This is a genomic window from Pseudomonas sp. TH34 (genome assembly GCF_016650865.1).
GTDB classification, from domain to species: domain Bacteria; phylum Pseudomonadota; class Gammaproteobacteria; order Pseudomonadales; family Pseudomonadaceae; genus Aquipseudomonas; species Aquipseudomonas yamanorum.
Genome location: NZ_JAEKFB010000020.1, coordinates 49,807 through 63,810 on the forward strand (window position 1 = coordinate 49,807; position 14,004 = coordinate 63,810).

The 14,004-nt window shown below is 54.2% G+C and carries 11 protein-coding genes and 1 other RNA gene; 2 read left to right on the top strand and 10 right to left on the bottom strand.

Going from position 1 to position 14,004, the window contains the following annotated elements; all coding sequences use genetic code 11:
* Positions 1 to 47: 47 nt before the first annotated feature.
* From JFU58_RS13615 to JFU58_RS13625, 3 genes are all read right to left on the bottom strand, one after another.
* Positions 48 to 1,505 (bottom strand): ArnT family glycosyltransferase, encoded by a 1,458-nt coding sequence (locus JFU58_RS13615; protein ID WP_201140921.1) that lies wholly within the window; start codon positions 1,503 to 1,505, stop codon positions 48 to 50.
* A gap of 111 nt (positions 1,506 to 1,616) precedes the next feature.
* Positions 1,617 to 2,153 (bottom strand): nucleotidyltransferase family protein, encoded by a 537-nt coding sequence (locus tag JFU58_RS13620; protein WP_201140923.1) that lies wholly within the window; start codon positions 2,151 to 2,153, stop codon positions 1,617 to 1,619.
* 18 nt (positions 2,154 to 2,171) lie between these two features.
* Positions 2,172 to 3,200 (bottom strand): hypothetical protein, encoded by a 1,029-nt coding sequence (locus JFU58_RS13625; protein ID WP_201140925.1) that lies wholly within the window; start codon positions 3,198 to 3,200, stop codon positions 2,172 to 2,174.
* A 639-nt stretch (positions 3,201 to 3,839) separates the two neighbouring features.
* On the opposite strand from JFU58_RS13625, the gene JFU58_RS13630 reads away from it, so the two are divergent.
* Complete coding sequence (locus tag JFU58_RS13630) at positions 3,840 to 4,469, top strand: LysE/ArgO family amino acid transporter (protein ID WP_201140927.1); 630 nt, start codon at positions 3,840 to 3,842, stop codon at positions 4,467 to 4,469.
* Positions 4,470 to 4,620: 151 nt separating this feature from the next.
* Here the strand turns inward: JFU58_RS13630 and JFU58_RS13635 are convergent, their stop codons facing one another.
* The 4 genes from JFU58_RS13635 to JFU58_RS13650 form a co-directional block, all read right to left on the bottom strand.
* Positions 4,621 to 5,766: an aminotransferase class I/II-fold pyridoxal phosphate-dependent enzyme gene (locus JFU58_RS13635; RefSeq protein WP_242488267.1), complete on the bottom strand. Its 1,146-nt coding sequence runs from the start codon at positions 5,764 to 5,766 to the stop codon at positions 4,621 to 4,623.
* Positions 5,767 to 5,827: 61 nt separating this feature from the next.
* The gene (locus JFU58_RS13640) at positions 5,828 to 6,973 is read right to left on the bottom strand and encodes a PLP-dependent transferase (RefSeq protein ID WP_063033243.1); all 1,146 of its coding nucleotides are present in this window, start codon (positions 6,971 to 6,973) and stop codon (positions 5,828 to 5,830) included.
* Positions 6,970 to 8,454 carry an AmmeMemoRadiSam system radical SAM enzyme gene (gene amrS / locus JFU58_RS13645; protein ID WP_063033242.1) on the bottom strand — a complete coding sequence of 495 codons (1,485 nt, stop codon included), beginning with the start codon at positions 8,452 to 8,454 and terminating at the stop codon, positions 6,970 to 6,972. Before amrS ends, JFU58_RS13640 begins: the two co-directional genes overlap by 4 nt.
* An 81-nt stretch (positions 8,455 to 8,535) precedes the next feature.
* Positions 8,536 to 9,252: a YczE/YyaS/YitT family protein gene (locus tag JFU58_RS13650; RefSeq protein ID WP_063033241.1), complete on the bottom strand. Its 717-nt coding sequence runs from the start codon at positions 9,250 to 9,252 to the stop codon at positions 8,536 to 8,538.
* A 194-nt stretch (positions 9,253 to 9,446) separates the two neighbouring features.
* Between JFU58_RS13650 and JFU58_RS13655 the strand changes: the two genes are divergently transcribed.
* Positions 9,447 to 9,887: an Lrp/AsnC family transcriptional regulator gene (locus JFU58_RS13655; RefSeq protein ID WP_201140929.1), complete on the top strand. Its 441-nt coding sequence runs from the start codon at positions 9,447 to 9,449 to the stop codon at positions 9,885 to 9,887.
* Positions 9,888 to 10,211: 324 nt separating this feature from the next.
* Here the strand turns inward: JFU58_RS13655 and ssrA are convergent.
* The 3 genes from ssrA to JFU58_RS13670 form a co-directional block, all read right to left on the bottom strand.
* Positions 10,212 to 10,609: a transfer-messenger RNA gene (gene ssrA / locus JFU58_RS13660) on the bottom strand.
* A gap of 102 nt (positions 10,610 to 10,711) precedes the next feature.
* The gene (locus JFU58_RS13665) at positions 10,712 to 10,996 is read right to left on the bottom strand and encodes a hypothetical protein (RefSeq protein ID WP_063033225.1); all 285 of its coding nucleotides are present in this window, start codon (positions 10,994 to 10,996) and stop codon (positions 10,712 to 10,714) included.
* Positions 10,997 to 11,182: 186 nt separating this feature from the next.
* Positions 11,183 to 13,993 carry an FAD-binding and (Fe-S)-binding domain-containing protein gene (locus tag JFU58_RS13670; protein WP_201140930.1) on the bottom strand — a complete coding sequence of 937 codons (2,811 nt, stop codon included), beginning with the start codon at positions 13,991 to 13,993 and terminating at the stop codon, positions 11,183 to 11,185.
* Positions 13,994 to 14,004 lie beyond the last annotated feature (11 nt).

Consider the following 14,004-nt stretch of genomic DNA (forward strand, 5'->3'; position numbering starts at 1 on the left):
CAGTGTCGATGGCGGTAGTTAGTTACTCGTGGCAGGCGCCTCTTTCATCACTGCTCGATGAAATAGTACGGCTGACGGTTAATCGCCATCTCCTTGACCACTGTCACCGGTACGTTCAGCCGGTCAGTATTGTCCACCAATGCCACGTTGCCGGGCTTGGCCGCGAGGTAGCTCTTGAGTTCTTCCGGCGTTTGCAGAATCGTCAAATAACCCTGCATGTAAAACACCCCGGCCCCGGCGATTCGCTCGTTGGCCTGATACAACACCACCTCTTTGCCCTGCGCCTGCATCGCCTGGATCTGGCTGATCACCGGCACAAACGACTGACGCACATCGGCCTTGGGTGCGAACCAGAAGGCGGCAATCAGGTAGCAGGCCACCACCACGGTGAAGAAGCCACCCACCAGGCCGCGGCGGTGGCCATAAACGTGCTCGGCAACGTTGGAAACCTGCCCGCGGCTTTTCAGCCAGCCCAGCAAGACGCCACCATACTCGGCGGCCAGCACTGCGGCGGCGGGCGTCAATGCCATCAGGTAAACCGTGCGCTTGCTGGAGGCGAGCGTCAGCAGGGTGAACTGCGCCACCAGCCACACGCTGAAAAACAGCCGGTAGCGGTTGCGCACCAGGCTTTTACGGAAGTGCCACAGCCCCAGGTACACCAGGATATTCCAGGGCAAAAAGGCTTCGGGCAGTTTGACGATGTAGTAATAGAACGGCTCGTAGTGACCGGCTTCGACAAACGAACCGCTGAAGCGCCCGACACTGTTGGTCAGCAGCACTTCACGTACTGCTTGCAGCCCGTCGCGTTGGTACAGGAAACCCAGCCAGATCATCAGCGGCACCAGCGCCAGCAGCGTGAACAGCCCGGGTTTGATCCAATCGCCGAGCTTGAACCGTTTATCCATCAGGCTGGTGCTGGCCAGATAGACGAAGATCACCACACCCGGCATGGCCAGGCCCAGTACACCTTTGCTCAAGGTGGCGATGACCATCCCCAAGGTGAACAGCAACCAGGTGCCCAGGTTGGAACGGTCGCGCTCCGACTCGGGGCGGTTGGCCTGATAGAACGCCAGCAGGGCCATGGTGACCCCGAGGGTGAGCAGCGAATCTTCACCCACACCGCGCACGTTGCTCCAGTAACTGGCCATGGTCGCCAGCATCAGCCCCGCGACAAACGCCAGGGTCTTGGGCCGACCAAACTTGCGCAGCATCCCGTACAGCAGCATCACACTGAACAAGCCGGCAAAGGCCGACGCCAGGCGCACTGCCCAAGTGGTACCGCCAAACAGCCGGATCGCCCCGGCATCGAGCCACAGGCTCAGTGGCGGTTTTTCCAGGAAGGGTTCACGGAACAGTCGCGGCACCACCCAGTCGTTATCCAGATGCATGGCCATGGCGATCCCGGCCACACGGGCCTCGGTCGAGCCTTGCAACTCGTGATTGCCAAGGGCGAAGAAGAACAACAGCGCAGTAAGCAGGAGCAGCAGAGGGGCGGAACGCGTCATGGATTCTGGCTACCGGGGCAGGGGACCGTTCGGGGGAACAGTCCGGGCAATCGGTGAGTATACGAGGGGGATTCTTAATAATTCGTGAATGAGTGTGAGGTTTTTGTGGGGTCAGGGTTGTTTCAGCAGTGGCCAATGGGTTAGCCAGCGTTTGGAGGTGATGCGTTGTTGGTAGATGGCGTGTTTTTCTTGGGTGAAGCGAGGCGTGGGTTTGAGTTGGAGATTGAACAGGTCCTCCAGGCCGAGAGGGGCTGAAACTTCGCATACGTCCGCTGCGGTTCTTCTGACGGCGACTGCGGTGGCGGTCTCCGGCCAGAAGCGCATGGCATCGCTGGCGTCGCGATAGGGCGCATCGCCGTTTCGCAGGTGCATGCGGGCCTGGTTCTTTACCGACCAGTCGATGGAGGGTTCTGCTGCGCGTAACAGGGCTTCGAGGCGGCGGTCTTCGCTGGGGTTGGTGCAGGTGGCGTCGAACCACAGTACGTCGACGTCACCCGTCAGTGGTGATAGGGGGCGACTGTGGAGGTGATCCCATACCGTGTTACGTACGAAGCCGGCGCCGATCCAGCAGTCGGGGAGGGCCAGGGAGCGGACGACGTCCAGTAGGTGCCAGCGTTGGACATCGCTGCTGATCAGTGTCTGGACCATCGTGTGCTGGTCATGCATTCAAGGCATCTTCAAGCTGGAAAGTGCGGCTTTACCCTTGGGCGACAAAACAGGTTCCAACTGCTCCCAGGTGAAACTCAGGTCATTGTCGCAACCGTCGCCATTGGCGGGCGTGGATAGCTTCATGCCTTGGGTGTCGAAGCTCAGGTCGAACGTCGAGTAACTGGTGACCGCCGGGCAGCCTTCATCTGTGGTGGTTTGCTTCGCCAGCCAGGCACTGAATTTGGCGGGCAGTTTCAGATGGCCGGAGTAGGCGTCATACCATTCCTGGTGCCCACCGAGCCAAGTCCATGGATCAACGCTTTCGCCGGTTTGCAGGTTCCAGGAATGCTGCCCCCAACTGATACCCCTGGCGCCCGTGCCGGCGGCCCATCGGTAAAACCTGACGGTGATCCACTGGGATGACCAGTACGTGGGTTCGACGCTGATTTCGCTGGTATAGGCTGCGCCGTTGCGCCCCAGGTATTCACGTCGTTCGCTGAAGTAGTCGGCTTGACCATCGGCGCTGATCGCCAGGCTCGCCAACTGCCGGTTGATCTTCTGAATTGCCGGGCTGTCGCCCTCAAGCTTGAGCGTCACCTGGGCGCCTTGGGTCTTTAGCTGGTAGCTGTGCCCGGCGAAGGATTGCTTCTGCGTCTTGACCGGTAGGGGCGCAGCTTCCATGGGGGCGTTATACGCATCGCTGGCACAACCTTCGGGCGGAGTTGCCACGCGCTGCAATGCCAGGGGCAGTGGATTACCGCCCTTGGTTTTGCTCCAGACGCCCTTGAGCGAGTCGCCCTGTGGCGTCTCCAATTGCCAGACACCGCTGTTGCCTTCTTCCGCCCAGGGAGCCTCGGGTGTTTCCTGGGTGAGCTGGATCGGTGTCAGGAATCGCTGGTAATAGTAACTGCCGCCGGTATTGGGCGCGGCGTTGAAACAAGCGGTGATCGGCGTCTTGCCGAGCGTGCCTTGCCAGACCCCTGCGAGGTCGGCGTTGGCGAGTGTGGAGAGCGTGGCGAGGGCCAGGAATAAACAGGGCTTGAGCATGAGGTATCGGACTTCCGGTTGTCTGATCGAGGTGGTTCAGGAAAAAGGTGAAGGATTTATTTTCGAAGAATAGCGCCGTCACTCGTGTTCATTTTTTATGCGTCCCAGCAGATTCATTTTTTAGTGTTCGGATGATGTCCTGCGCGTCACTTCTGAATCTGCCGTCGGCGCAAGAATGTCCAGTGCGCGCGCCACCAGCAACTCAGCCAAGACACTCAATTGCCGGGTCGCCGCTAGCCTATAACGAAAGACGCGATCAAGCTCGAAAGCCAGGACGATTGTGCGCGGACCGGGCCCTGGAGGTGTCTGCAAAACCAGGAAGCATCCAGTGAGTCCCCACAGTGTTCATTCTGCTGGGGGATCTCCGAGAATTGACGGGCTGACTTGGACATCTTTTTTTGACCCTATGGTCGAGTGAGGTTCAGCAGGGCTATTGCTGAAGCAGGGTCGGCGCCAACTGAACTCTAATATGTGAACAACATCGCTATCTTACGGTTATTTATATACTTATTAATAAGTAAGGTGATTATCAATTTGTTCCTTAAAAAACTACATAAATTACTTAAAAATACCTAAATATTTAATGTTCTGGTGGGTATTCAGCATCTAATCTATAAACTCAAATGCGGAGGGGGATTTATGTTGATATTTATGAAATCGATGATTATTGGACTGTGCATTGCAGCCCCTGTTGGCCCAATAGGCCTTTTGTGTATACAGCGGAGCCTTATGCGAGGCTGGAGGTCAGGTTTTGCAACGGGATTAGGGGCCGCAACCGCCGACGCAATGTACGGCTTTATAGGCGCGTTGGGGATTACCGCAATTATCACAACACTGATTGCGTTCAAACCCTGGTTGTGCATTTTCGGCGGGCTTTTTCTGGCATATATCGGTTACCAGACGATAAAGTCGAAGGAGCCTGCAACCGCCTTGTCAGGCGAAAGGGCCGGAATGATGAAAGCCTATTCGACGACATTGCTTTTGACCTTATCGAACCCGATGACCATTTTGTCGTTCATCGCCATATTCGCGTCAATGAGCGATGGCATGGTCGGCGAGCAAGGCCAGCATTCAGTGTGGCCAATGGTGACCGGTATATTTCTAGGCTCTGCGGTTTGGTGGCTTGGATTAAGCGGTTTTTCCTCCGCATTCAAAACCAGAATATCCAAGTCAAAACTCAAATTGATCAACTACTTTTCCGGTTCGACCATCACCGTTCTTGGCGCGTATCAAGTGGTTACCGGTGTGATGCTTGCCACTGCCACATAAGGACCACATGGGGCTTGCAACGGCCCCTATGGAAGAGCAGGGGGCTGCATTTTTAGCTCGATATAGGCTTTCAAACGTCCTATCGCAAGAGGGATATCTGACGCGGTTGCACTGCTAAAAGATAATCGGACCTGATCAATGCCCGTCCCCATCAATGAAAAAAAGAGGTGGGAAAAACAATAACCTTGAATTGAGCCGCGCACTCCTGCATCTCAGAATAACCAAACCTTATCGGCAACTGTACATTGATAAAAAAACCGCCCTCGGGGGCATTCCAGATAATGACCCGCTGGCCGTTGGCATTCAGCGGAAAGTGCTCCTCAAGACACCTGATCATCCAGTTTCTTTTATTCAAATAGGACAGTGTCTTTGGCTCATTCAAGGCTTTCAAGGAATAATCATTTTCTATCAGGAGCCCACCGACAACGGCTTGGCAAAGCGCTGAGGTATTGACCGTTATCAAGCTTTTGGCTTTGCATATTTTAGTGCTTAGGGAAGTTGCCTCAATGTCCTCCGGACCCATCAGGTAACCCATACGCAAGCCCGGGAAGATTGATTTTGCAAAAGACCCCATCAGGACAACTCGACTACTCTCTATCGATTTCATCAAGGGAATCCGAGCCCCCTCGTAGCGAAAGTATCGGTAGGCATTGTCCTCCAAGATCAAGAAGTTCCTTGCCCTCGCCAGTGCAACCAGAGCCTTTCTACCTTCAAACGAGAGGCTGTCCGCTGTTGGGTTACTGAAATCTGAAATAGCATATAACGCCTTGACCTTCTCTCCGGAAGACTCAATGGCATCAACGACATCAGACAAGGTCTCGGAATCCAGAAAATCCGCCATGGGAACAGGCACGGTCTTTACTCGCAAAAGTTTCGCAATGCCGGTTATCCCTGAGAAAACGGGGTCAGGCACCAGCAGCACACCACCGTTATCAAAAATTGATAACAAGGCCAGCGTCGCGGCTTCCTGAAAGCCCATACAGACCACGATATTTTCAACGTTGGAGACGACTATCTCCTCATCGATACGCAAATGCTCAGCCAGTATTTCATTAATAATTCCACTGGTTTTTCCGTACTGGCAAAGTCGTATAGAGAGCGACTGCTCTGCGTTGGTGACATACCGCTCGTAACTGGCCAACCCCTTGTAGATAAGAGCAGGATCACACAGCTCATCATCCGGTCGACCAGAGGCCAGGGAAATAGCCTCTGGATGCGCACTGGAGAGAGAGTTCAGAAGATTGATGACATTTAGAACGGGGTCATCGAAGGCGGAGGGTTCGAGCGCAATGGTCATGTTCGTTTCCCATAAAAAAGCGGCGAGCCAACGAAGGCCCGCCGCGAGTGATTGATATCACTTACGCCGGATCAAGCACGCTTTCAACGCCAACCCTACTTTCCATTGTTTGAAAGGCTTGAAGTAAATCCTCTTTAAGGTCCTCAAGATCCTCCAGCCCAAAACACAACCGAACCAGGCCCTTACCGATTCCCATCTCAGCTTTTTCCTGGTCAGACATAGAGGCATGGCTTCCACTAAACGGTTGGGCCACCATAGAGGTGACACACGCCATTCCCGTTCCTGTGCCAAACCATCTTAGCGCGCTGGTAAACACTTTGTAATGCTCAACCAGATCCGCTCGAATATCGACAAATACAATGCCGCCATAACCGAGCAGTTGTTTGCCATCGATATTCGGAAAGTAAACGTGTTCAATAAATGGAAGTGATTGTAGATAGCTCAGCATGAGAGCAGTGGTTGAACTGTGCTTTTCCATGCGCAAGCTAAATGTCTGCATACTTCTGCGAAGTAACCATGCGCTATGAGGTGTCAGTATCGAGCCTGAATAGAAACGACCTTCAAGCAGTCGATTGTAAAGCTCATGATCATTGACAAGCACCAGGCCACCCATGACATCACTGTGACCGGAGAAGTACTTTGTGGCGCTGTACAACGAAATGTCAGCGCCAAACATTAACGGCTTTTGAAACAGTGGGGTTGCCCAGGTGTTATCAACCACCACCAACGCTTGGGGGTTGACCTTCTTTACGGCTTCGCTGACGTCATGGATGTCGATGTCTTTAAGAAAGGGATTGGTCGGGGTTTCGAAAATGACCATATCCACCGCCGGGGGCAGTTTTCTCAACCCGTCTTTGGTCGTCAGGTCCAAAATGGTCAGTTGTGCACCGATACGTTTGGCGTATCTCTGAAACAACTTATACGAGCAGCCGTAGATGTATTTGTTTATGACCAGCGATCCTCCCGGCTTGAGTAGTTCGAGCACCATATAAATAGCACTCATCCCCGTGGCATACGCTAGCGCATACTCACTGTTCTCGAGCGCTGCAACCACCTGTTCCAACTCAGTCACATTGGGGTTGGCCTTCCTGGAGTAGAAGAATGCCGAGTCAGCACTGAAAGCACTGCATTGATAGATCGGCGTTACCGAAGGATGAGCCTCTCGATCATCGACTCTGATATGTAGCATCTCAGTAGAAATATTCATGATTTGCTTACCAGTTTGATAACTTGCTCGTACATGTTCTGTTTGCCCAAATAACCGATAGTCGGAGTTATGTCATTTTGGGAAATGCCAATCTCCTCAATTGACTCAGTGGGAAAGTGGGCCCGGTCAAAGACTTCGTGCAGGTTTGAGTTAACTCCTTCAGGAAGCCATACCTCCGGACCTGTCTCATCAATTCTTGCCTTTGCGATAATGAACCGATAACTTTCGTGTGGCCGCAGGGTCAGCGCTTTCCATTCGCTATTGAGACCAGCGAGATAATTGCGTCGCAAATAAACGGTCTGCTCGAAATTTTCGGTATTTAGTACTTGGGCGTGCAGAGAAACAATATCACCATGCCATTCGAATTTTCTTTTCTCGTAAGCAGTCAGTGCTTGCTCGCGCAATTCAACAGTACGGTTGTGTGCAGTTGTACCCAAGAGCCTGAAATGCGCGTCTTTCCCGCACTGAGTACAGCAGCCTTTGCTGTCCAATCCAATGATGTCGGCATTCAAACCGTAGCGCGTAACAAGTAGCGCATTGCATTGGTTGCAGCGAGTATCCGTACCATCGACGTCATTCACGTTCCCAAGATAAACATGCTCAACCCCCATGCCGCGAGCAACGTCCCGTGCCTTAAGGAGTCGGTCTACGGGGGTTCTGATGCTATTGCTCATTTTGTAATCTGGATGAAACCTGACAAAGTGTAATGGCACCTCTGGCCCCAGCTCATCCAGCACCCACTGGCTGATTTTTCGTGCCGTATCCTCATCGTCACTGATATCGGTCACCATCAAGGTGCTGACCTCGACATACTTACCCGCATCGTAGACTTTTTTGATCCCAGCCAGTACCGGCTCTACCCACCCGGTGGTTACTTTTCGATAGTATTCGGGAGAGATAGATTTTAGTGAAATTGAAAATATGTCGATGACCGGCAGAAGTTCATCAATGGCTTCCTCGCTGATAAAAAAAGCCGATTTATACAAATTGATCAAGCCCGCTTCTTTTGCAAGCTTTGCAGTGTCCAGTATGAACTCATGCCAGACGACGGGATCGTTATAAGTCCAAGAAATAACCCGTATGCCGTGCTGCAAAGCAGTTTCCACGACTTGTTCGGGTGTGTAGTAATACACATCCTTGTCGGTCACGTATTTCGCTTGTGAGGTTTTCCAGTTGTGGCAGTACCCACAATTCAGCATGCAACCAATATTGCCCAGAGATAGGATTCGCTCCCCTGGCGCAAAGTGGAAAACGGCTTCAGTTTCTATTGTTTCTTCGGTGCTATGGACGCCTTTTCCATAGTTCAGAGTGACTAGCCGCCCACCCCTGTTTCCACGTACCTTGCAAAATCCCAACTTCCCTTCCTGTATCACACAGTTTCTGGGTGACAAATGGCATTTCACGGCACCATTCGGGAGCAACTCTTCCAACATGGCTGGGGTACTTTCCAGCATCCAGTTTTTTCCATTAGTACTTTCCATGTTCCACTCCTCATCACGAAGTTACATTGTGCACATCACGGGCTAAATACTCGGGGCGAACGATTTTGCAGCCAATGGTCATCAATAAGCAGCAGACGTATTGGCTAATCCGTAATTCTTAAGTGAAAGCCGTTTGGCGTTCATATTCATGAACGGTTGAATAAGAGGGCCTATAACCAGCAGGAATGCGATTGTTCCAAGTCCGAATGGGCCACCCAACAGCCATCCGATCGAAAAGATACCAATCTCGATAACCATTTTGGCTTTGGTAAATGACCAGGACCACTTTGAAACCATAGTCAGCACCACCAGGTCCATGATCCTGATTCCAATTCCACTCATGATGATCAATGCAGAAGAATAGGCGCACAAAATCAAGCCAACCGCCAACATTGCGTAGCCATTCAGTCGAACCGTGAGGTAGTCGCCCATTCCGAGGAATGTCCAGAGGTCAATGAGTAACCCTGTTAGGGTAGTTGTAATAAATGGACTGATGGGTGGATACTTTTTGTTCCAAAGCGTCCACCACGTCAAAAAGAATACAGACACTATTCCTGAGCACACTCCCATCCCGTACCCAAGCTGCCTATCGATAGAAATGATAAGAACATCCAGTGGGTCGGTGCCGAGCTGGCTGACAATAAAAAACTTTGCACCCAGTGAAAAAACCGTGACGCCCAATAAATACATCAAGACCTGATCGATCTTGAAATCAAGGAACCCGAGCGTTTGTGTTTTTAGGTAGCTCCGGAAATAGAAGCCGGATGTTTTTTCTGACTTTATCTGTTCGTCGCGCATACGATTACCCGCTCTTTGAGGAAAGCTTTAGTTGGGCAGCGTTTAAGAAGTGAAGCAGTTGATAGTCTGTTTTTTTTGCAGGGTTTTATGGGCTGAAAATAGGCTAGCACTGGCTAGTTTTTTGATGCATTATTTTTTAATGGAAATTGTATGGGTTTCGTTAAAATTTTCACTTTTTTTCAGAGAAAACCTTCATGGATCGTATAGACATCAAAATCTTGAGCGTGGTGCAAGATTCGGGGCGCATTTCAATTACCGAATTGTCAAAGCACGCGGGCCTTTCCATCCCCGCTACAACTGACCGGCTGCGAAAGCTCGAGGATGGGGGCGTCATTTCTGGCTATTGTGCTCAGGTTGATCCTGCAAAGCTTGGGTTTGGCATATCAGCTGTTGTCGGCATGACGACCTTCAAACCCTCAAAATCCAAGTTGATTGCAACGCTCAACGACATCCCCGAAGTCGTTGAATGTCTGCACGTTACGGGTAATGACTCTTACCTTATTAGGATCTATGCCAAGTCGATGGCAGACATTGAGAGCGTTATCGCGCAGATTAATAACTATGGCGAAACGCGCACCAGCATCGTGTTATCGGTTCCAATTGAAAGAAGGAAACTGGTACTCGCCGACAGATAGAAACTGGTTACAGAGGGGATCGCCTCCTACATGTCAAGATGAGTGCGAGGCCAGTGGATCAAAGGTCGCCTTCAGGATCGGTTCACTTCACCAAGCCTCATCGGACGTCAGCGTTCGATGTGATCCGCCCAAAACGGGCAGCTCACGCGCGTCTGCGGCTTTCGGGAGAGGCCGGTAAGGGCCAAGTGCCATATCGCCATCGCTAAGCACGAAGTCTTCACCAGCCGCCTTGGCCGGCTGGAACCAAAAAAACACGAGAGCTCGCCTATTTACTGGATTTCAGACACAAAAAAAGACGTCCGTGGACGTCTTTTTTTGTTGAGTTGGTGGAGCCGGGGGGATTTGAACCCCCGTCCGCCAGTACTCCGCTGTCGGTACTACATGCGTAGCCGTATCTATTAAGTTAACCCTCAGCGACCCGAAGGGCAGGGTGCTTTGGGCGAGTTGTGTAAGTTTTAGCCGATTCGTCCACAACGTACTGCACGGCGATTCTGTTCTATATGACAATCACTTTGGGTTTACAGACATCCCCTGGTGATTGCTGGACCCGAAGGTACCAGAAGCTCAGGATCTAAAGCTGCTTACGCAGCGAGAGAGAATTCCTGGCCGTAGGTTTCGTCATTGGCAACTATAAGAAGTTGCAACAGTGGATTTACGAGTTCTGTTACCAACTCGGCATGCACCTAAAGTTTCGCAACCGGCGTCGAATCCTAAACGGCCCCGTGCTTGTAACTCGTTGTTTCTTAGTGAGTGACAAGCCTGTGCAGTGTACGCCAATCACTCACAGAAGGCCAACCCGAAGGTTGGCCTGAGCAGTCAGCGGGTTATTGATTGCCGCCTTTGTCCGTGTCCTGCAGGCTTTGCAGCGCCTTGGAGGTGATCTCGATGCACTTCTTGTCATCGCCTGCCGCATGGGCTGCCTTGGCTTGGGAGACGGCGGTGTCAATTTCGCCGGCTTTGCCGCTGGTGTCGGTGGCGAGCAAGGCTTTCCCGTTGTTGATTTTGTCCAGGTTGATTTGGCACAGATCGTCTTTTGTTCCGGCGGCAAACGCGGGGGACGCCAGCATCGCAGCGGTAATGAACAAACCAGCAAGAGCGGAACGCTTCATGGGTATCTCCTTGTGCAAATAGGGCTCGATGCTGCCGGTTTTCCGTGCAGCCAGCGAGGTCACTGATGAGCCTCGTTTGTCGAGGCCTATGCAGATGACTACGCCGGCGCGCAGGGGTTCTGTTTTGTCGCTGGATTAGTCGAAAAACCCCGAAGTCATTAGGTTTGGCACCAAAAAGGGGCGGCTCTAATGGGCCCGCGCCTGGGTTACTCGGTCCACGAGGTACACCAGGCCGTGGTAATCAATTCCACCATGTTGCGTCAGACCAATCTCACACGTACGGCTGGTGGAAATGCCCTCGCTGCAATACTGCACGGCGTCCTTCAGGCTGCGCAGTGAGTGCGCGTTCAGCTCCGGCGTGGTGAAGCCTTTGTCGCCGGCAAACCCGCAGCAATGAATGCCTTCGGGGATCACCACGTTTTTGCTGCACTGCCTGGCCAGGTCGATCAGCGCCTGGCTTTCTCCCAGGTGCTGGGTGCTGCAGGTGACGTGCACGGCGATCGGGGCTTCCTGGGGGGTGAAGTCGAGGCGGTCCATCAGGTGCGTGCGGATAAAGCGTACCGGGTCGTAGAGGTCGAGGCGGGTTTCGGCCAGGTCCTGGACCAGGCGCAGGGTGCACGGGCTGGTGTCGCAGTAGATCGGGTCGAGGCCGCCACGGCTGGCGTGGAGCAGGGCGCCGATCAGTTCCTGGCGTTTGTGTTCGGCTTGTTCGGCGTAGCCCTTGGATGCGAAAGGCTGGCCGCAGCAGAGGTTGTCCTGATTGTCGGGAAAGACTACCTGGTAACCGGCTTTTTCCAGCAGGCCGCGGGTTTTGTCGTACAGCGACATCTGTTCGTGGTCTCCGGCTGCCGGGCCCATGGCGCGTGATACGCAGGCAGCGAGGTACACCACCCGTGGTCGCTCGTCGCTCACGGCGGGGCTGAAACGAATGGCCTTTTCCGGTTGCGGCATGGCGTTGGTCCACTGGGGGATTTGCCCCTTGGACAGGCGGGTTACCGTGGCGGAGAGCTTCGCCAGTCGCGGCGCGCCCAGCAGCATGCGCGCACCGTTGGCCACGTGCAGGGTGAAGCGCGCACCCTGCAGTGCCGTGGCGAAATGCGTCGACAGCCATTCGGCGGTTTTGGTGCGGTCGGCGTCGCGGCTGCGTAGCTTTTTCACCAGGTCGCCGGTATTGATGCCTACCGGGCAGCGTTGGGCGCAAAGCCCGGTGGCCGCGCAGGTGTCGATGCCTTGGTATTGATAGGCCGCTTCCAGTTCGGTGGTATCGATGCCGGCGCGTTTTCGGGCCTGGATATCGCGCCAGATCACAATGCGCTGGCGCGGGCTCAAGGTCAGTCCTTTCGACGGGCATACAGGTTCGCAGAAACCGCACTCGATGCACTTATCCACAAGCTCGTCCGCGGCGGGCAGTGGCTTGAGGTGCTTGAGGTGGATTTGCGGGTCTTCGCTGAGCACCACGTCCGGGTTGAGAATGCCGTTGGGGTCGAGCAGGCGCTTGAGTTGCCACATCAACTGGTAGGCATCGCTGCCCCATTCCAGTTCGACGAAGGGTGCCATGTTGCGACCGGTACCGTGCTCGGCCTTCAGCGAGCCGCCAAACTCCACGGCCACCAACTGGGCGACGTCGTCCATGAACGCCTGGTAACGTGCGACTTCTTCCGCGCTGTTGAAGCCTTGAGTGAACACAAAGTGCAGATTGCCTTCCAGGGCGTGTCCGAAAAGGATCGCTTCGTCGTAGTGATGTTTGTCGAACAACTCGATCAGGCGGTTAACGCCAATAGCCAGTTGTTCCACCGGGAAGGTCACGTCTTCGATGATCACGGTGGTGCCGGTTTTACGCACGGCGCCCACGGCGGGGAAGGTGTCTTTGCGGATCGCCCACAGGCGGGCGTTTTCAATCGGGTCTTCGGTGAAGTCGACTTGTTTCTCCACCGGGAAGCTGGCCAGGGAGGCCATGATCAGCGCCAGTTGCTCCTGCAGCAGCGAGGGCGAGGCGGCGCGGGATTCGATCAGCAGGGCGCAGGCATTTTCCGATAGCTGCTGTACGAAAGCCGGCATGCCGGGTTTGTCCTGCACCGAACGCATGCTGCGGCGGTCCAGCAGTTCAACCGCTGAAACAGGTTGGGATTTGAGTACCGTCACCGCGTTGCAGCAGGTTTCCACATCCGGGAACACGATCAGGGCCGAGGCTTTGTTCGGGTGGTTGATCACCGTGTCATAGGTCACTGCGCTGATAAAACCCAGGGTACCTTCGGAGCCCACCAGCAGATGGCTGAGGATATCCAGCGGCTCGTCGAAATCCACCAGGGCGTTGAGTGACAAGCCGGTGGTGTTTTTCAGGCGGTATTTGTGGCGGATTTTTGCAGCCAATTCGGCGTTGGCCCGCGTTTCGCGGCCCAGTGTCGCCAGGCGTTCAAGCAGGTCGCCGTGACGTTGGCGAAAGGCTGAAACACTGGCCGGATCTTCCGTGTCCAGGCGGCTGCCGTCGGCCAGCACCAGGCGGATGCCCGCCAGGGTGTGGTAGGTATTCTGCGCCGTGCCACAGCACATGCCGCTGGCATTGTTGGCGACGATGCCGCCAATCTTGCAGGCATTGATCGACGCCGGGTCCGGGCCGATCTTGCGTCCGAACGGCGCCAGCCAGGCGTTGGCTTGCGCGCCGATCACGCCGGGCTGCAAGCGGATTTGTGTGCCCTGGCCGCGAATCTCGCGCCCGTTCCAGTTGTCCCCCAGCACGATCAGTACTGAGTCGCTGATGGCCTGTCCCGAAAGGCTGGTGCCCGCCGCACGAAAGGTCACCGGCACGCGGTCGCGCTGGGCCAGTTGCAGCAGGGCCACCACTTCATCTTCCGATTCAACACGGATCACCAGTTGTGGGATCAGTCGGTAAAAACTGGCGTCGGTGCCGAAGGCGAGGGTGGAAAGTGGATCGTCGAAGCGACGATCTTGCGGGATCAGTTGTGCGGTGTCGCTCAGAAAAGCAGCAGGCAGGCTCATCGGTCCTCCAG